The organism is Brevundimonas abyssalis TAR-001 (assembly GCF_000466985.1).
Taxonomy (GTDB): Bacteria; Pseudomonadota; Alphaproteobacteria; order Caulobacterales; family Caulobacteraceae; genus Brevundimonas; species Brevundimonas abyssalis.
In genome coordinates, this window is the sequence record NZ_BATC01000027.1 from 1 (window position 1) to 17,057 (window position 17,057).

General features: G+C 70.6%; 17 protein-coding genes and 1 pseudogene. 9 read left to right on the plus strand and 9 right to left on the minus strand.

From position 1 onward, the window contains the following. Positions 1-71 precede the first annotated feature (71 nt). Positions 72-338: a DUF6356 family protein gene (locus MBEBAB_RS08330; protein WP_021697522.1), complete on the minus strand. Its 267-nt coding sequence runs from the start codon at positions 336-338 to the stop codon at positions 72-74. A 110-nt stretch (positions 339-448) separates the two neighbouring features. Between MBEBAB_RS08330 and MBEBAB_RS08335 the strand changes: the two genes are divergently transcribed. After that, positions 449-1,624, plus strand: a complete 1,176-nt coding sequence (locus MBEBAB_RS08335; protein ID WP_021697523.1) for an acyl-CoA dehydrogenase — start codon at positions 449-451, stop codon at positions 1,622-1,624. A gap of 117 nt (positions 1,625-1,741) precedes the next feature. On the opposite strand, the gene MBEBAB_RS08340 is transcribed toward MBEBAB_RS08335, so the two are convergent. Beyond that, positions 1,742-2,536 (minus strand): DUF3313 family protein, encoded by a 795-nt coding sequence (locus MBEBAB_RS08340; RefSeq protein WP_052516771.1) that lies wholly within the window; start codon positions 2,534-2,536, stop codon positions 1,742-1,744. 164 nt (positions 2,537-2,700) lie between these two features. Here MBEBAB_RS08340 and MBEBAB_RS08345 point away from each other — a divergent pair, with 164 nt between their 5' ends. From MBEBAB_RS08345 to MBEBAB_RS08360, 4 genes are all read left to right on the plus strand, one after another. Beyond that, on the plus strand, positions 2,701-3,513 hold the full coding sequence (locus tag MBEBAB_RS08345; protein WP_021697525.1) for a response regulator transcription factor: 813 nt from the start codon (positions 2,701-2,703) through the stop codon (positions 3,511-3,513). A gap of 7 nt (positions 3,514-3,520) precedes the next feature. Then, positions 3,521-4,948, plus strand: a complete 1,428-nt coding sequence (locus MBEBAB_RS18035; protein WP_021697526.1) for a sensor histidine kinase — start codon at positions 3,521-3,523, stop codon at positions 4,946-4,948. A 33-nt stretch (positions 4,949-4,981) separates the two neighbouring features. Next, on the plus strand, positions 4,982-6,307 hold the full coding sequence (locus tag MBEBAB_RS08355) for a trypsin-like peptidase domain-containing protein (RefSeq protein WP_158332130.1): 1,326 nt from the start codon (positions 4,982-4,984) through the stop codon (positions 6,305-6,307). Between the two features lie 323 nt (positions 6,308-6,630). After that, the gene (locus MBEBAB_RS08360) at positions 6,631-6,975 is read left to right on the plus strand and encodes a DUF2794 domain-containing protein (RefSeq protein WP_021697528.1); all 345 of its coding nucleotides are present in this window, start codon (positions 6,631-6,633) and stop codon (positions 6,973-6,975) included. A 132-nt stretch (positions 6,976-7,107) separates the two neighbouring features. Here MBEBAB_RS08360 and MBEBAB_RS08365 read toward each other — a convergent pair whose 3' ends face one another. Beyond that, a complete protein-coding gene (locus tag MBEBAB_RS08365) occupies positions 7,108-7,854 on the minus strand; it encodes a Bax inhibitor-1/YccA family protein (protein ID WP_021697529.1) in 747 nt (248 codons plus the stop codon). Positions 7,855-7,980: 126 nt separating this feature from the next. Here MBEBAB_RS08365 and thpR point away from each other — a divergent pair. Beyond that, a pseudogene (gene thpR, locus MBEBAB_RS08370) lies at positions 7,981-8,513 on the plus strand (RNA 2',3'-cyclic phosphodiesterase). Then, a complete protein-coding gene (locus MBEBAB_RS08375; protein ID WP_021697531.1) occupies positions 8,510-9,049 on the plus strand; it encodes a GNAT family N-acetyltransferase in 540 nt (179 codons plus the stop codon). Before thpR ends, MBEBAB_RS08375 begins: the two are co-directional and overlap by 4 nt. Positions 9,050-9,100: 51 nt before the next feature. Here the strand turns inward: MBEBAB_RS08375 and MBEBAB_RS17540 are convergent, their stop codons facing one another. The 5 genes from MBEBAB_RS17540 to MBEBAB_RS08395 form a co-directional block, all read right to left on the minus strand. Further along, complete coding sequence (locus tag MBEBAB_RS17540) at positions 9,101-10,297, minus strand: tetratricopeptide repeat protein (protein WP_242397127.1); 1,197 nt, start codon at positions 10,295-10,297, stop codon at positions 9,101-9,103. Between the two features lie 26 nt (positions 10,298-10,323). Further along, positions 10,324-11,934 (minus strand): hypothetical protein, encoded by a 1,611-nt coding sequence (locus tag MBEBAB_RS17545; protein WP_242397128.1) that lies wholly within the window; start codon positions 11,932-11,934, stop codon positions 10,324-10,326. A 64-nt stretch (positions 11,935-11,998) separates the two neighbouring features. Further along, complete coding sequence (locus MBEBAB_RS08385) at positions 11,999-12,211, minus strand: hypothetical protein (protein ID WP_021697533.1); 213 nt, start codon at positions 12,209-12,211, stop codon at positions 11,999-12,001. 26 nt (positions 12,212-12,237) lie between these two features. Continuing rightward, positions 12,238-12,675: an SRPBCC domain-containing protein gene (locus tag MBEBAB_RS08390; RefSeq protein ID WP_021697534.1), complete on the minus strand. Its 438-nt coding sequence runs from the start codon at positions 12,673-12,675 to the stop codon at positions 12,238-12,240. A 39-nt stretch (positions 12,676-12,714) separates the two neighbouring features. Then, a complete protein-coding gene (locus tag MBEBAB_RS08395; RefSeq protein WP_021697535.1) occupies positions 12,715-13,995 on the minus strand; it encodes an MFS transporter in 1,281 nt (426 codons plus the stop codon). Positions 13,996-14,071: 76 nt separating this feature from the next. On the opposite strand from MBEBAB_RS08395, the gene MBEBAB_RS08400 reads away from it, so the two are divergent. Together MBEBAB_RS08400 and MBEBAB_RS08405 are read left to right on the plus strand one after the other, a co-directional pair. Further along, on the plus strand, positions 14,072-15,436 hold the full coding sequence (locus MBEBAB_RS08400) for an amidohydrolase (protein ID WP_021697536.1): 1,365 nt from the start codon (positions 14,072-14,074) through the stop codon (positions 15,434-15,436). 30 nt (positions 15,437-15,466) lie between these two features. Continuing rightward, the gene (locus MBEBAB_RS08405) at positions 15,467-16,483 is read left to right on the plus strand and encodes an ABC transporter substrate-binding protein (RefSeq protein ID WP_021697537.1); all 1,017 of its coding nucleotides are present in this window, start codon (positions 15,467-15,469) and stop codon (positions 16,481-16,483) included. Here the strand turns inward: MBEBAB_RS08405 and MBEBAB_RS08410 are convergent. Then, on the minus strand, positions 16,480-17,052 hold the full coding sequence (locus MBEBAB_RS08410; protein ID WP_021697538.1) for a cob(I)yrinic acid a,c-diamide adenosyltransferase: 573 nt from the start codon (positions 17,050-17,052) through the stop codon (positions 16,480-16,482). The genes MBEBAB_RS08405 and MBEBAB_RS08410 overlap by 4 nt on opposite strands. Positions 17,053-17,057 lie beyond the last annotated feature (5 nt).

The following is a 17,057-nucleotide window of genomic DNA, read 5'->3' on the forward strand; positions in this document are numbered from 1 at the left end:
ATGGGGTCCGCCCCCTCCACCACTTCGTGGTCCCCCTCCCCCATACGCTTCGCTTTGGGGGAGGATACGGCCTACAGCCCCGGATCGATCGCGCCGGCTTCCCGCATCCGGGTCTCGCGGGCCATGCGGGCGCGGCCGGTGAGTTCGTCGGCCATGTCCTTGATTCGGTCCGAGGCGGCGGTCTTGGCGACGCCGGGAACGAGGGCGTGGAGGAAGGCGAATCCCGCCGCGCCCAGCAGGCGGAAGCCGAAGGACGACGCCGCGCCCAGGTGCTCCAGATAGGATTCCTCCACCTCACGCGGGTGGTTCAGAAACAGTCGATGGAACGGTGTCGTCATGCTGCGGCGATCCTCACCCCTACCCGTGGAACCCGATCTATCCTAAAGCCACGGCCACGATCAGGAAACAGGCCGAGGCGTAATCGGCCCCAGAAGAAAAGACCACGACCATGTCCGACGCCAAGACCTTTCGCTGGGATGACCCGCTGGATCTGGAGGGCCGTCTGACCGATGACGAGCGGATGATCCGCGACGCCGCGCGGTCCTACGCCCGCGAGGCCCTGCTGCCCCGGGTGGTCGCGGCCTTCCGGGACGAGACATTCGACCGGGCCATCATGACCGAGATGGGCGAGATGGGCTTTCTGGGCGCCATGCTGCCGGAGCAGTACGGCGGCTCCGAAGCGTCCCATGTGGCCTATGGGCTGATCGCGCGCGAGATCGAGGCGGTGGATTCGGGCTATCGCTCGGCCATGAGCGTGCAGAGCTCGCTGGCCATGTATCCCATCTATGCGTTCGGCTCGGACGAGCAGAAAGCGAAATTCCTGCCCAAGATGGCGGCGGGCGAGCTGATCGGCTGTTTCGGCCTGACCGAGGCGGACGGCGGATCGGACCCGGCCTCCATGAAGACCAAGGCCGTGGCGGTGGATGGCGGCTACCGCCTGAACGGGGCCAAATACTGGATCACCAACAGCCCCATCAGCGATCTGGCGGTGGTCTGGGCCAAGCTGGATGACGTGATCCGGGGCTTCATCGTCGAGCGCGACTTCGACGGCTTCACCACCGACAAGATCGGCGACAAGCTGTCCCTGCGCGCCTCGGTCACCGGCGACATCGGGCTGAACGACGTGTTCGTGCCCGAGGCCAACATCCTGCCGGGCGTGAAGGGCCTGCGCGGGCCGTTCAGCTGCCTGAACAAGGCGCGCTACGGCATCGCCTGGGGCGCCATGGGGGCGGCGGAGTTCTGCTTCCACGCCAGCCGCGACTATGTGGGCGAGCGCATGCTGTTCGGGCGGCCCCTGTCGTCGCGGCAATTGGTGCAGAAGAAGCTGGCGGACATGCAGACCGAGATCTTCCTGGGGCTGGAGGGCGCGCTGGCGCTGGGCCGGCTGCTGGATCAGGGGGCGTGGGTTCCCGAGGCCATCTCGATGATGAAGCGCAACAACTGCGGCAAGGCCCTGGCCGTGGCCCGCGAGGCTCGCGACATGCACGGCGGCGCCGGCATCACCGGCGAGATGCACGTGATGCGCCACGCCATGAACCTCGAGACCGTCAACACCTATGAAGGCGCCCACGACGTCCACGCCCTGATCCTGGGCAGGGCCATCACCGGGCAGGCGGCATTCTAGGGCGCTAACATCCTTGGAGCGCTAACGCTCGCGTCGCGGACGCTCGCTGCTTGAGCGCATGGTGGTGCGCTAGCGCTCGCCGCGCGGCGGCACGCTGCTTGAGCGCGGGCGGGGGCGTTAGCGGTCGGGCTGCTCAGTCTGCGTGGCTTCGGGCTCGTCGCCTTCGGCCTGGGCGCCGCTGAGTTCGGGGGAGTAGAGGCCGGTGATGAAGCCGGCGGCGACGCCTTCGGGACGGAAGCGGGGGCCGAAGCGGGCGCAGGGATCCGGATCGGCGATGGCGCGGACCTCGCGCTCCGGCGGGGCGAAGGCGTCGCCCACGGCGTCGCCGAAGGGCTCGGCCAGCTGCACCGCATCGCCCACCCGCGACAGGGACGGATTGTCCGTGCCCACGGCCTGGGCGTCACGGGACCACAGGATCGCCGCCGCCTGGCCCTGATCATTGGCGGCCAGCAGCTCGGCCTCCGCCGCCAACCCGCCAAGGGTTCCGGGCACGCGCAGGCCGATGGGGCCGGGAATGAAGAAGCCCGAGGCGGCCGAGGCGGCCGAGGCGGCGCGACCGGTCGGCCCGATCCGCGACACCACCGCCCGCACCCGGCCCGCGTCCATGGCGGGTTCCGCCAGCACGGTGAAGCGCTCGCTGACCTCGTAGCAGATCTGCCGGTCCACCTCGCGCAGCACCAGGGTCCGCTCGTAGTCGGTCAGATCATGGCCCACGCCGGGGGCGAGGATCGCGGGCTCGATGAACAGGCGGTCGATCTGCGTTGCGAGGGCGTCGTCGCGCCGCTCCTGAATGGAGGCCCAGACCGTGCCCTCGCGCACGGCGAGGCCGTCATAGCTGCTGAGCAGGCCCGAGGGCTCCACCGCAGTCGTTCCGCAGGCCGCCAGGGCCAGGGCGCCGCAAGCCGCCGTCATTCCGTGAAATCGCATCCGTCTTCACCCGGTCAGAAACCATCAGCGGCGACCGTCGCCGCGAAGCCCTAGCTACGGTTCAGGCGCGAGGTGGTTGCATGGCGGTTCGCACACCGTTGTCATCCGGGCGCGTCGGTCTATCCTCGCAGCGAGGGCATGGAGGGGTCATGACGCAATCCGAGATCGCCGAGGCGGATCCGTTCGCGGGTCTGAGAGACATGTTTCAGGGCCGTCGCGTTCTGTTGCTGGAAGACGATCCGGCCCTGGCCGAACATGTGGCCGATCGGCTGCTGAAGGCGGGGTTCACGGCCGTGGACCGGGTCGAGGCGGGCGAGCAGGCCCTGTCGCTGGCCGAGGGCGGCGGATACGACGTCATCATTCTGGACCGCATGACCGCCGGCATGGACGGGCTGGAGACGCTGAAGCGCATCCGCGCGGGCGGCGGCCCCTCGGCTGAGGCCCCGGCCCTGATGCTGACGGCGCTGGGCGGCGAACACCAGAAGGTGGAGGGCCTGCTGTCCGGGGCGGACGATTACCTGGCCAAGCCCGTTGGCGACGAGGAGCTGGTGGCCCGCATCGCGGCCCAGCTGCGCCGCGCCGCACGGGCCGCTCCGGCCGCCAACGGCGCGGACATCATCAACGGCCCGTTCCGCCTGGCGCCCGGTGCGCGGACCCTGAGTTTCGCCCTGGGGGACATGGAGTCGCGGCAGATCGAGCTGTCGCCGCTGGAGTTCGGCATCGTCTGCGAGCTGATGACCGCGCGCGGTCAGCCCGTGACCAAGACCATGCTGTGGGACCGGTGCTGGGTGGAGTGGAAATTCCTGCCCGACAATTTCGTCAACATCATCGACGCCCGTATCTCGGCGCTGCGGCGACGGCTGAAGGAGGCGACCCCGGAGCTCAGCGACGGTCTGCACCCCCTGATCGTGTCGGCGCGCAGCCAGAGCCTGATCTTCCGCGACCTGAGCGGGGTCGGGTGAGGCGGCCTTGATCCCCTCCAGACTGTTCGCGGCCCTGAGCCGGGCGACGCTCAGGCCCACGGCCACCCAGCTGACGGCCGCCATGGGGGTCCTGGCGGCGCTGGCCCTGACCGGCTCGCTGGTCGTGACCGGGCTGGCGGTCCAGACCGACCAGCGGGAGAAGGCGGCCCTGATCGCCCTGCAGGACTTCGCCGCCATGGCCGCCAAGCTGGGGGCCGACGACAGCTTTTCGACCCAGACCCTGACCGACACGGACGCGGCCTGGCTGGCCGCCTGGCTGGAGGCGGTTCAGACGCGGCCGGGCGATGCACGGTCGCTGGAGGCGGTCTGCCGCACCGGCCGCGGCGGCGCGGGCGTACGCCTGATCGAGGCGCCGGGCGTCGCGCCGGCCGGCCTTGCGGCCCTGGCGGAGGCGGAGGCGGATCCCATCGAGCGCCTGGGCGACGGGGTCCATGTGCTGAGACTGGAGCGCGGCGCCCTGTGCCCGAATCGCGCGGTGGAGGTGGCCGCCGTGCGCCAGCCCTACGGCGCCCTGACCCTGACCGTGGGCCGGGTGGTGGAGCGCAGTGGCGCGCCGTGGGGCCGGGCGGTGCTGACCATCCTCGTGACCGGCGTTCTGATCCTGGTCTTCGGACTGGGGGCCGCGAGCCTGGCCCGGCGGCGCCTGGCCATCGACATCGAGCGGTTGAGCCAGACCCTGGACCGGGCGGCGGTGGGCGATTTCGCCGAGCGCGCGCCGGAGACGGCCGCCGCGCCGGAGCTGACCGGCCTGACGCGGCGGGTGAACCAGACGCTGGACCGGCTGGAGGAGTTGATGGGCTGGCTGCGGGACGCGTCGGACCAGCTGGCCCATGATTTCCGCACGCCCCTGGCCCGGGCGTCCTCGCGGCTGGACCGGCTGGCGGAGGCGACCGACGAGGCGGAGCGGGTGCGTCTGGCCGGTCAGGCGGGCGCGGACCTGGCCCAGCTGACCCGCGCCATGAACGAGGCCCTGGCGCTGCGGGACGGCGCGTCCTGGGTGTTCGAGACGGTGCGGCTGGACGACCTGGCCGCCCAGGTGATCGAACTGTACGAGGCCGTGGCGGCCGAGCGGGAGGTCAGCATCGTGGCCGATCTGGCCTTGGTGGAGATTCCGGGCGTGCGCACCCTGCTGCAGCGGGCGGCGACCAATCTTCTGGACAATGCGGTGAAATATTCGCCGCCGGGCGGCGTCGTGCGCGTCACCGTGGCCATGGACGGCGGGGAGGCCGTGCTGCGCGTGGCGGATCAGGGGCCCGGCTTCGCCGGGTCAGCGGCCCAGACGCCTGGCGAGGGGCCGGAAAGCCATGGCATGGGCCTGCCGTTCGTGCGCGCCGTGGCGCGCCGACACCGCGGCGACCTGATCATTGATGACGCATCAACAGGGGCTGTCGTCACGGCGCGTTTCCGGGTCTAGTCTATGATCCGAATTCAATGGGGGGCTTGCTGCGTGAATACGATCCAACTGCGCCGGACGGTGGCTGTGGCGGCCCTGACCATCAGCTTGACGACGGCGGGCGCCGCCTGGGCCCAGATACCCCCGCAAATGCCCTATGACGCCGAGCGGGGTGTGTTCACCTTCGCGGCTGGGATCGAGCCGAGTCTTCCAGCCGTTGTGGCCATCACCACCCTGGGCGCCGGGGGCGGACCCTCGCGCGGCGACGACGGGCCCAAGGAGATCTCGGGCGGATCGGGCGTCATCATCGACGCGGCGGGCGGGGTGATCATCACCAACCACCACGTGATCGAGAACGGCACGGCGTTCCGCGTCGATCTGCTGGACGGCCGCTCCTATCGCGCTGAACTGCTGGGTGCGGACCGGGCCACGGACATCGCCGTGCTGAGAATCGCGGCGCCGGACCTGACCCAGGTCCACGTGGCGCCCGCCGGAACCCTGCGCAGCGGCGACCTGGCCTTCGCGGTGGGCTATCCGCTGGGCCTGGATCAGACCCTGACCATGGGCGTTATCTCCGGCCTGGGGCGGTCGGGACTGGGCGATGCGGTCGAGGACTACATCCAGACGGACGCGGCGGTGAACTCGGGCAATTCGGGCGGTCCGCTGCTGGACAGCCGGGGCCGGCTGATCGGCATCAACACGGCGATCCTGTCAGGCGGCGGCACGAGCGGCGGCAATGACGGCATCGCCTTTGCCGTGCCCATCAACATCATGCGCTTCGTCACGGACCAGATCCTGGCCACCGGGGAGGTGGTGCGCGGCGAAACCGGGGCGACGGTGTCGTCCCTGACGCCCCGCCGGGCCGAGGACATGGGGCTGGAGATCGGCCGGGGCGCGGTGGTCGAGGACGTGGTCCCCGGCTCGCCCGCCGACCGGGCGGGCCTGCGCCGCGGCGACGTCATCACCGGGCTGGAGGACAGGGTCGTGTCAAACGGCGGCACGGTCCAGGCCATGACGGGCATTGCGCCGCCGGGAACCTCGCTGGAAGCGACCTATCTCAGGGACGGCCGGTCGGCGACGACGACGATGACGGTGCAGCGGCCCAACGGCCCTTCCATCGCCCTGGGCGCGACGGGCCTGTCGGCCCACGGCGCGCGCTTCGCCGACGGCGCGGCCGGGGTTGAGGTGCGCTCTGTGGAGGCCGGTTCGCCGGCGGCCCAGGCCGGGTTGACGGCCGGAGACGTGGTCACCCGGGCCGGGAACGCCACGGTGCGCCGGGCGGCCGATCTGGAGCGGGCCCTGTCGGGCGCGCGGCGCGAGATCACGGTGACGGTGACGCGAGGCGGGGAGACGGCGACGGCGATCCTGCCGGGCGCCTGACCTCGGGGGCCTGATCTCGGGGGGCTGACCCCAAACGCAAAACGCCCGCGCGACCGGGAGGGGGAGGTGTCGCACGAGCGTCTCGCTTGGAGGTTTGTCGGCCCGTCGAGGCCCCATGAAATCCAGGGGGGCTGGGGGGGCTGTTCAGGATCCGGGATCTCCGGCGACCCCGACCGGCCGACACTGCTTATCTGGGCGCCCAAACGGGCGTTGGAAGGACCGAAACAGGGCCTTTTCGTGTTCGCATCATTTTTCTTCAGGGGCCGGTCAAATCCCCGTTCCCGCCGCTGGCGTCACAGGCGGTTCGCGCTAAGCTGAACGCGATGAGCGCCGACGCCTCCGACAGTCCCGCAAACCACGGCCCGGCCGGCCCGGTGTTCTTCGATCGCCGCGAGCTGGACGCCATGCTCAGGGTCTATGGCCGCATGGTGGCGGCGGGCGAATGGCGGGATTACGCCATGGCCCCGGGCAAGGACGCGGCCGAGTTCGCGGTGTTCCGCCGCGCCGGGGACGCCCCCGCCTACCGCATCGAGAAACGCCCGGCCCTGGCCCGTCGCCAGGGCGCCTGGGCGGTGATGAACCAGAGCGGCATGATCCTGAAGCGCGGCCGCGACCTGGCCCAGGTGCTGCGCGTGTTCGACGCCCGTCGATTTCAGGTGGTGGAATAAGAAAAGGCCCCGGATCACTCCGGGGCCCATCTTGGTTGGCCTACCGCGCCTTGCGCTACTTGAGGCCGTTATGCGCCAAGGCGCTCAGATAGCGAGCGTCCGCGACGCGAGCGTTAGCGCACTAAAAATCCCCTATTCACGCCCGCCCATGAAGGCCAGCAGGAACTGGAACAGGTTCACGAAATTGATGAACAGGGCCAGGGCGCCGAAGCCGGTGGCCACGCCCATGGCGGCCTTGTCGCCGCCGAGCGCGTAGTAGGTCATCTTCAGGCGCTGGGTGTCATAGGCGATCAGGCCCGAGAAGATCAGCACGCCCAGGGCGTTGATGACGAAGTACATCAACGGATTGGCCAGGAACATGTTGACCACCATGGCGATGATCAGACCGATCACGCCCATGATCAGGAAGGTGCCCCAGCCGGACATGTCCTTCTTCGTGGTGTAGCCCCACAGGCTGAGCGCGCCGAAGGCGGCCGCCGTCACGAAGAAGGTCGAGGCGATGGACGTGCCTGTGTAGACCAGGAACACCACGCCCAGACCGGCGCCGATGGTGGCGACCACGGCCCAGTAGAGCAGGTTCACCGCGCCCGCCGTCGGATTCTTCATGAAGAACATGGAGCCGAACAGCATGGCCAGCGGCGCGAAGGCCACGATCATGCCCAGCGGGGTGTAGCCGACGCCGCCCTGGGCGGTTTCGGCGAACAGATACTGGCCCACCGCCGGCACATTGCCGGTGACGTAGGCAAGGGCGCCGGCCACAACCAGGCCAAGGGCCAGCTTGTTGTAGACGCCCAGCATGAAGGCGCGCAGGCCGGCGTCCACCGCCATGTCCGCGCGGGCCGGAGCCTGGGCCGGATAGCCTCGGTTGAAGTCGTTCATCGCGTCTCTCTATCTCCATATGGCCGGGTCTCGACCCGGCCTTCATCGCCAATATCGGAATCCCCACCCATCCTTGCAAGCAAAACCGGTTTGTCACGGTTCGCGGCGCCGCGTTAGTGATGCGACATGATCAGACTGTTCGCCGCCGTTCCGATCCCTTTCGACATTGCGGAAGGCCTGGCGCGGCGCCAGCGGGGCCTGCCCGGCGCACGCTGGCGGCCTGCCGAGGCGCTGCACATCACCCTGGCCTTCTACGGCGCCCTGGGCGAGCCGCGCGCCGACGACCTGGCCGCTGAACTGACAAGGCCCGGGTCGATCCGTTCGATCTGACACTCGAGGGCGTCGGGGCCTTCGGCGACGGCCACAGGACCCGCGCCCTGTGGGCCGGGGTGGCCGCTTCGGAGCCCCTGAACATCCTCGCCGGCCGGTGCCGCGTGGCGGGCCAGCGGGCGGGCGTGGTCATGGAATCCCGTGACTATCGGCCGCATGTCACCCTGGCCTATCTGAGAGGCGCCGAGGACGATCGTGTCGGGGCCTGGATGACCGGCCACAATCTGCTGCACTCGCCGCCCTTCCGGGTGGACCGGTTCGGCCTGTACACCAGCGTCCTGACAGACGCGGGATCCCATTACACCCTGGAGCGGGAGTATCTGTTTTGAGCAAGGTGACGATCGAGACCGAGCGGTTGATCCTGCGCCCCATCGAGATGGCGGATTTTCCCCGCTGGGCCGAGTTCATGGCTGACGAGGTCAGCGCGCAATTCCTGGGCGGGGCCCAGCCGCCCGCCGCCGCCTGGCGCGGCTTCATGGTCATGGCGGGGGCCTGGCATCTGACCGGCGCGTCCATGCTCTCGGTGATCGAGAAGTCGAGCGGCCTGTGGGTCGGGCGGCTGGGGCCGTGGGCGCCACTGGACTGGCCGGGGACGGAGGTGGGCTGGGGCCTGCACCGGGACGCCTGGGGCAAGGGCTATGCGGTGGAGGGGGCGGCGGCGGCCATGGACTACGCCTTTGACGTGCTGGGCTGGGACGACGTCATCCACTCCATCGCTCCGGACAACCGGCCGTCGCAGAAGGTGGCGGAACGGCTTGGCTCGACCAATCGCGGGCCGGGGCGTCTGCCGCCGCCGTTGCAAGGTCTGACCGTCGACATCTGGGGCCAGACCCGGGCGCAGTGGAAGGCGCGGCCGCGTGCCTGATTCACCGTATCGGCGGAATCGCGAAGCGATTCCACCTCAACCGATCAGGCTCTAGGTCGCGCCGGTGCGCTCGCGGAAGGTCTGTTTCATGGTGGCGACCCAACCGGTGAAGGTGTCTGTGCGCGCCGCCAGGGTGGCGAAGTCCGAGGCGCTCTGGTCCGATCCCGGCCCCGCCAGGGCGATGCGCAGGGCGCCGGACGAGCGAGCGCCTTCGATGAAGCCGGCATAGCGTTCCGACAGGCGGGCAAGGGGCGCGGGCTCGCGGGCCAGGCTGTAGCCCACGCCGGCGCGGATCAGCCGGGTCTCCTCGGCCGCAGTCAGTGGCGTTGAGGCGTCGCGCCACCGCTCGCCCAGCAGGGCCTCATAGGTCGCGGCGGCCGCGCCATAGTCCAGTCGCCGCCAGTGCAGGTCGGCGCGCACCTCGCGGGCGGGGACGCTCTGGTCCGATCCCAGAATCTCCAGCGCATGGTCATAGCGGCCCAGCTCCATCAGGGCGCGGGCCTCGACCGCCCGGCGCTCGGCGTTCAGGGCGTTCGGCAACAGGGTGGTGCGGGTCGCCCAGATGGCGCGCAGGGCCTGCTCCGGCTGACGGTTCATCAGATAGACGGCGGCCAGGTCGGTGGCGATCTGGGCCTGGGCCACGCCGTCCAGCCGGTTCTCGACCTGATGCTGCAGCAGTTCGGCGGCGGGCCCCAGCAGGTCCACGTCGATCAGACGGCGGGCCAGGCGGCGCACCATGTCGTCGCCGTCGGCGCCCACGGGCGTGAGCTCGCGGAAGTCGTAGAACAGGGCCAGGGCCTGGACGGGCTGCAGGCCGTCGGCGGCGCCCTCCAGGAACAGGCTGCGGAAGGCTTGGGCCAGGTCCTGCTGCAGTTCGGAGGACTGGGGCAGGGACGAGAACCGGGTTCCGGCCCCGCGCAGGGCGTCCAGCGCCTCGCGGTAGCGGCCCTGGGAGAGATAGATGCCGCCCAGCGAGCGGATCACCTCCAGCTCCACGGCGTCGCCGCGCCAGCGCCAGCGCAACGGCTCCAGCTCGGCCGCGGCCTGGGTGGGGGTCAGGTCGCCGCCTGCCATGCGCAGGCGGATCGCGCCCAGCCGCGCGGGGGTGGAGAGGCCGTCCAGCGGTGCGCGGGCCACGGCCTGGTAGACGGCCAGGGCGCGGTCGGTCTGGCCCTCCAGCTCGAACATCCGGGCCTGTATCAGGCGGGCTCCCAGTTGGTCGGCGGCGGGCGGGTTCTGGCTGAACACATAGGCCAGCAGGGAGCGGGCGGCGGTCAGGTCGCCGGTCTCCAGCGCCGCCAGGGCGTGGGCCGTGCCGAAGCGGGCGCGCCAGACGGGCGGGAACTGGTCGATGGCCCGCGCGCTTGCGCGAAGGACTGCCGCGCCGTGGCCCAGTCGGACTGCTGGACCGCGATGTAGCCGCGCCAGACGGCGGCGGACGGGTCATTGGCGAGCGCCGAGCCGGAGAAGTCGGCCAGGGCTTCGTTCTGGCGGCCGATGGCCGCGCGGGCGGCGCCGCGAAGGCCGCGCACCTCCGGCTCGCTGGCCATGGCGGGGGCGGCGACGACAAGGGCGTTGAGGGCGCCGATGGCCTCATGGTGCAGGCCCGTGCCGATCAGGAACCGGGTCAGGGCCAGCCGCGCTTCGACCGGGGCGCGGGGATTGTCCTCGGATTCGGCGGCTTCGCGGGCAGCCTCGGCCTGAAGCTGACGGCGACGGGCGCCGAACTCGGCCTCTCCCGTGTCGGCCCATGTGGCCAGGATGAGGGCGGCGTAGGGCGCGCGCCGCGGCGCGCCGGCCTGGGCGGCGGCGGCCTGAAGGCTGTCGGTGGGGCGCGACAGGCTGAGGCCCGAGGGACGCGTCATGCGCACCAGATCGCCCTGGACGGACACCCTCAGGTCGTCCGTGGCGGTTTCGATTCCCAGGCCCTGGGCGGTGGGCAGCAGCGTCAGGTCGACCAGACGGCGGCGCGAGCCCATGCTCTTGGCCGGGGCCAGGGCCGTGACGGCGGCGAAGCGGTCGCCCACCAGCGGATCGGTCAGCCAGACGGCGCGCCCGGCGCCGGCCAATTCGGCCACCAGGGCGGTGGGGCCGCTGTCCTCGTCGCGGCTCAGCAGGATACCGCCGGGCCCGCCGGCGGGGCCGCCGAGGGACACGGTCCAGGCCGCGCCCTCGCCGTTGGCGCTGAGGGTCAGGTTTTCGGGCGCCGCGATGCGCACGGCCACATAGTCAGGCCCGGCCGCCCATCGGACGCCCGTGGCGGGACCCAGGTCGCGGCCGGCCTCATCATTCAGGTCCAGACGCGCGGCATGGTCGAAGACGATCCAGACGGCCTCGCCCCGGCGGAACACTGCGGCGCCCACGGGGGCGGCCCATTCGAAGCGCAGCTGAAGACGGTCGGGGCCGGCGGTGACGGCCACGGGCACCACGCCCGAAGCCGGGACGGCGGGTGAGGGGGCGGCCGCAGGACCCTGTCCGGGCGCGTAGAGATTGATGAAGACGGCGCCGTCGGCGCGGCCGGTGATCGCCTGGGCGCCCTCAAGCAGGTGGATGACCACCTCGGTTCCGCCCTGGACGCCGCGCGTCTCGACGCGCTCGACCCCGGGGGGCGGATCGACCCGCAGGCGCGCGATGTCCGGCGCGGCCGTGGAGCCCACGCGGATGATGATCTGACGGTTCTCGCGGCGGATGCGGGCGCGCGCGCCGATCACGCCGGCGAACTCCACGCGGGTGAAGGTGTCATTGGCCCCGATACGGACGGCCACGGGCTCGAGCGCGGCGTCCTGGGCGGCGCTGGGCGCCATGGGGGCGAGCGCCATCGTCCCCGCGGCCGTCAGGGCCACGGTGGTCTTCAGCAATCCCTTGCGCGCGGCCTTTCCCGACATGGGGGCAAGGTGGACGAAAAGCCCTTTAATCGCGGTTAACGGATGGTGACCGGAGAGGCCTGGATCAGGCCTTCTTCTCAGGGGTCAGGTCCGGCCAGTCGGCCATGGTGCCGGTGCTTTTCGGCGGGTTCTCCGAACCGGTGAACACGCCTTGAAGTTTCGCTCCCGGCTTCAGGAAAACGATCACGTCCTCGTACTCGTACAGCACCACGCGCTGGGTGCTGTTGGCCAGGCGCACGGCCATGGTGGAGATCGGGGTGTCCAGGTCGTCGGCCATGGATGTCGTCCTTGGTTTGAAAGGGGTCAGGATTCGCGGGCCAGGGCTTGATCGCGCAGGGCCTCGTTCATGGTCTCGCACGCCAGGCGCAGGCTGCGGCGATGTTTCATGAACCAGCTCTCGCCGCGCATGCCGCCATAGATCTCGCCGTTGGTGACGATGCAGCTGCCACGCGCGATCTCGTCGATCAGCACATAGCGGGTCGAGGTGAACTGCCAGCCGCGTTTTTCAGCCCAGACCAGCTTGGAATAGGGAACCCAGTCGCCCAGGCGGGCCTGAACCCGGCGCTCGCCCAGTCCTTCGATGCGCTCGACCAGGCTGAGCGGGGCGCCGAAGCCGAGCGCACCCTCGGCCTCAACAAAGACGGGGTTCCAGTGTGGCCAACGCCCCAGGTCCGACAGCACCTCCCAGAGGGCGTCGGAGGTGGCGGGCACGCCGATCTTGTTCTCGACACGAAAATCCATGGGCGGGCTTTTACAGCATCATGCGGCGTGAGGAAGGCGTCACGACAGGTTCTGCTTGCCCTCGGGACCGGGCTGGGAGGCCGGACCTTCGACGGGGCGGCGGCTGCGGCCGGACGGGGCGGCTTTCAGGGGCGTGCTGACGAAGCACAGGATCAGGGCGGCGGCCAGCAGCACCGAATTGCCGATGAACGGCCCCGGTTCGGCCAGTTCGTACAGGGCCACGCCAATGACGGGCGGGGCCAGAAAGCTGAGCCCGGCCAGCGACATGATGAGCCCGGCGATGGAACCCTGCTCGTGGGGCTCCACGGCCAGGGACGACCCGGCGGTGAAGCCCGGGCGGGCGAAGCCGGCGCCCATGGAGACCACCGCGTAGCCCACGACCACGCCGAAGAAGCCGGGTGCGGCTATGCTCATGAGATTACCGACCAGGGCCAGGGCCGCGCCCCAGCGCATCAGCTCGCGCGGCTGCATCTTGAGCATGGGGATCAGGCCCCACTGCACCATCAGGGTGGCGGCGGCGCCGGACAGCATGGCGACGCCGATGAAGGACTGGGCCTCGCGTCCCGGCAGGCCCATCTCGTCGATGACGTGAAAACCCAGCACGGCGATATTCACCGCCTGGGCCCCCGTGACCAGCAGGCCGTAGATCAGGAAGTCGCGCACGCGCAGGTCCTTCCAGAGCCCCTTGCCGGCCGGGTCGCCGGGCCTGACCGGGTGGCGGACCACGTCGCCGCTGGGCAGGCGCTTCCACAGCAGGATCAGCACCACCAGGCCCATGAAGGCGAAGGCGTACATGGGGCCGGCCAGACCCACGAAGGGCAGGACGAAGAAGGGCGCCAGGGCCGGCCCGATGACGGTGCCCAGCCCCTGGGCCGAGGCCAGCATGGACATGGCGCGGGTGCGCGCACGACGCGAGGTGCGGTCCGCCACATAGGCCTGGGCGGCGATGGGGGCGGCGGAGCCCAGCAGGCCGTACACCGCCCGCGCGATGGCCATCAGCACGAAGGCCACCGGCGCCGACAGCCAGTGCACCAGCCCCAGAGTGGCCGCGATCCCGAAGCCCAGCATGGAGATGATGAAGCCGGTCAGGCCGATCATCATCACCCGCTTGCGCCCCCACCGGTCCGACAGGCGCGCCCAATAGGGCGAGGCCACGGTCCACAGCAGGGCCGAGAGGGCGAAGGCGAAGGCCACCAGGGTGTCGGCCAGACCGAACTCGCGCCCGATGGCGGGCAGCACCGACTGCAGCGCCATGTTGCCGGCGCCCGCCGTCAGGGTGACCGCGAACAGCAGGCCGAAGGCTTCGGACTTGAGCTTCATGGGCGTCGCCCCTGCGGCCCTTGCGCCGTCCGCCCGCCCGCGCCCATGATCGCGGGGCTGAACAGGAGGGACGGGAATGCGCGGACGGTACGGATCATGGACGGTCGGAATGCTGGCGGGGGCGGCGCTGGGCGCCCTTTCACTTCCTGCCTACGCCCAGTCGCCCATCTCCGCCAGTGAGGTGCGCGAACAGGCCGAGGCGATCCAGCCGCAGGTGGTGGCATGGCGCCGCCATCTGCACGCCAATCCCGAACTGGGCTTCGCCGAACACGATACGGCGGCCTATGTGGCCGAACACCTGCGCGGCCTCGGGCTGGAGGTGCGCACGGGCGTGGCGGCCACCGGGGTCATAGCGATCCTGCGCGGCGGCGCCGGAGACGGGCCGGTGGTGGCGCTGCGGGCCGACATGGACGCCCTGCCGGTGCGCGAGGCCACAGGCCTGCCCTTCGCCTCGACCGCCACGGGCGAGTACCAGGGCGCGACGGTGCCGGTGGCCCACGCCTGCGGCCACGACGCACACATGGCCATGCTGATGGGCGCGGCCCAGATCCTGGCCGGGATGAAGGAGCAACTGGCCGGAACCATCGTCTTCGTGTTCCAGCCCGCCGAGGAAGGGGCGCCTCCGGGCGAGCCCATGGGCGGCGCGGCGCGCATCCTGGCCGAGGGCGGTCTGGATGATCCGCGGCCCCAGGCCATCTTCGGCCTGCATGTGACGCCGGGCGAGGCGGGGACCCTGCGCTATCGGCCCCGGGGCTTCATGGCCGCGTCGGACCGCGTGGACATCACCCTGACCGGGGTCCAGACCCACGGGGCCTGGCCGTGGCGCGGCGTGGACGTGATCGCCGCCTCGGCCGGGATCATCAACACCATCAACACCCTGACGGCGCGCACGGTGGACCCGACCACCACGCCGACCGTTTTCACCATCGCCACCATGAACGCGGGCGTGCGCTACAATATCATCCCCGACACCGCGGCCCTGAGTGGCACCCTGCGGACCTTCGACGTGGCCCAGCGCGACGATCTGGTGGCGCGGGCCACCGCGGCGGTGGAGCATGTGGCTCACGCCCACGGCGCCGAGGCGGAGATGACCGTGTTCCAGAACGCGGCCCTTGTGTTCAACGACCCGGATCTGTCCGCCTGGCTGGCGCCGGTGCTGGAGGAGGTGGTGGGCGCCGAAGACCTGAACGCCGCCACGCCGCCGACCACCATCGCCGAGGACTTCTCCTACTATCAGCAGCAGATTCCGGGGGTGTTCTATCATCTGGGCGCCACGCCCGAGGGCGTCGACCCGGACGACTCGCCGCCCAACCACTCGCCGCTGTTCGACGTCAACGAAGCGGTGCTGCCGATCGGGGTGACCACCCATGTGATGAGCGCGGTGCGGTTCCTCGAGCGGGCGGACCAGGCCGACCTTCCAATCCGGGCGTCGCCGTCATAACGTCCCCGTGATCTCCGGGGACAGAATCGCATGGCTTTTCCGCATCGCAGGGCCGTCATCGGCGCCGGGCTGGCCGCTTCGGCGCTGGGCCTGAGCGCGTGCGGGCGGTCCGAGGCCCCGGTGGACGAACAGGGACGCGTGCGCCTGCGCTTCGCCACCGACTGGCGGGCCCAGGCCGAGCATGGCGGATTCTATCAGGCGCTGGCGTCGGGGGCCTACGGGGCGCGCAATCTGAACGTCCAGATCATCCAGGGCGGGCCGGGCGTGAACGTGCCCCAGCTGCTGGCGTCCGGGGCGGTGGAGTTGGGCATGGGGTCCAACAGCTTCATCCCGCTGAATCTGGTGGCCGAGGGCGCGCCGGTGAAGGCGGTGGCGGCCTATTTCCAGAAGGACCCGCAGGTGCTGATCGCGCACCCCGACCCGGCGCTGGAAGGCATCGCGGATCTGGCCGGGCGGCCGTTCCTGCTGGCCACCGCGTCGCGGGATGCGTTCTGGGTGTGGCTGAGGGCCCGGTACGGCTTCACCGACGACCAGGTGCGCACCTACACCTTCAACCCGGCCCCGTTCCTGGCCGACGAGCGGGCGGTGCAGCAGGGTTATCTGACCAGTGAGCCTTACACGATTGAGCAGGTCGGCGGGTTCGAGCCGCGGGTGTTCCTGCTGGCGGACGAGGGCTATCCCTCCTACGCCTGCATGGTGCTGGCGCCCAACGCCTTCGCCCGGGACAATGACGAGGCCCTGCGGGCCTTCATCGCCGCCTCGGCCGAGGGCTGGCACGACTATCTGAACGGCGACCCGGCCGAGGCCGACGCCCTGATCATGGCCGACAATCCGGAGATGACCGCCGAGGTGCTGGCCCAGGCCCGCGAGGCCCTGAGGGAAAACCAGATCGTGCAGGGCGGCGACGCGGCCATCATGGGCATCGGCGCCATGACCGAGGACCGCTGGCGCGACTTCTTCGCGGTGACGTCGGAGGCGGGGGTCTATCCCCAGGCCCTGGACTGGCGCGAGGCGTTCACCCTGGAGTACCTGCCGGGGCGGGGCTAGCGGGTCGCGCCCGGCTTCCAGAGCACGTCATCGGCCCCATTCGCATTGGCGCGGCGTCCGGCGACGAACAGCAGGTCCGACAGGCGATTCAGATAGATCACCGCCTCGGGGGTGACGGTCTGGCCGGACTCCACCAGCCGCACGGCCTCGCGCTCGGCGCGGCGGCAGACGGTGCGGGCCAAATGCAGATGGGTCGACAGGGGCGAGCCGCCCGGCAGGATGAAGCTGTCCAGCGGTTTCAGGGCGTCGTTGATCTCGTCGATCTCGCACTCCAGCCGCGCCACCTGGGACGCCACGATGCGCAGGGCTTCCCACCTGGGCGGCGGATCGTGGGGCGTGGCCAGGTCGGCGCCCAGATCGAACAGCTCGTTCTGGATGCGGGCCAGCTTGGCGTCGATGCGGTCGTGCTGGGCGGTGTGAAGGCGGCACAGGCCGATGACGGCGTTCAGTTCGTCCACCGCGCCGTAGGCCTCGACCCGCAGGTCCGACTTGGAGACCGGCTCACCGTTGGCCAGGCGGGTGGCCCCGTCATCGCCGGTCTTTGTGTAGATCTTGTTCAGCACGACCATGGGCG

Excerpts from the sequence above, each read along its gene's own strand:
- MBEBAB_RS08330 (WP_021697522.1), bottom strand. The coding sequence starts at position 338 with ATGACGACACCGTTCCATCGACTGTTTCTGAACCACCCGCGTGAGGTG.
- MBEBAB_RS08335 (WP_021697523.1), top strand. The coding sequence starts at position 449 with ATGTCCGACGCCAAGACCTTTCGCTGGGATGACCCGCTGGATCTGGAG.
- MBEBAB_RS08340 (WP_052516771.1), bottom strand. The coding sequence starts at position 2,536 with ATGACGGCGGCTTGCGGCGCCCTGGCCCTGGCGGCCTGCGGAACGACT.
- MBEBAB_RS08345 (WP_021697525.1), top strand. The coding sequence starts at position 2,701 with ATGACGCAATCCGAGATCGCCGAGGCGGATCCGTTCGCGGGTCTGAGA.
- MBEBAB_RS08360 (WP_021697528.1), top strand. The coding sequence starts at position 6,631 with ATGAGCGCCGACGCCTCCGACAGTCCCGCAAACCACGGCCCGGCCGGC.
- MBEBAB_RS08365 (WP_021697529.1), bottom strand. The coding sequence starts at position 7,854 with ATGAACGACTTCAACCGAGGCTATCCGGCCCAGGCTCCGGCCCGCGCG.
- MBEBAB_RS17545 (WP_242397128.1), bottom strand. The coding sequence starts at position 11,934 with ATGTCGGGAAAGGCCGCGCGCAAGGGATTGCTGAAGACCACCGTGGCC.
- MBEBAB_RS08385 (WP_021697533.1), bottom strand. The coding sequence starts at position 12,211 with ATGGCCGACGACCTGGACACCCCGATCTCCACCATGGCCGTGCGCCTG.
- MBEBAB_RS08390 (WP_021697534.1), bottom strand. The coding sequence starts at position 12,675 with ATGGATTTTCGTGTCGAGAACAAGATCGGCGTGCCCGCCACCTCCGAC.
- MBEBAB_RS08395 (WP_021697535.1), bottom strand. The coding sequence starts at position 13,995 with ATGAAGCTCAAGTCCGAAGCCTTCGGCCTGCTGTTCGCGGTCACCCTG.
- MBEBAB_RS08400 (WP_021697536.1), top strand. The coding sequence starts at position 14,072 with ATGCGCGGACGGTACGGATCATGGACGGTCGGAATGCTGGCGGGGGCG.
- MBEBAB_RS08405 (WP_021697537.1), top strand. The coding sequence starts at position 15,467 with ATGGCTTTTCCGCATCGCAGGGCCGTCATCGGCGCCGGGCTGGCCGCT.
- MBEBAB_RS08410 (WP_021697538.1), bottom strand. The coding sequence starts at position 17,052 with ATGGTCGTGCTGAACAAGATCTACACAAAGACCGGCGATGACGGGGCC.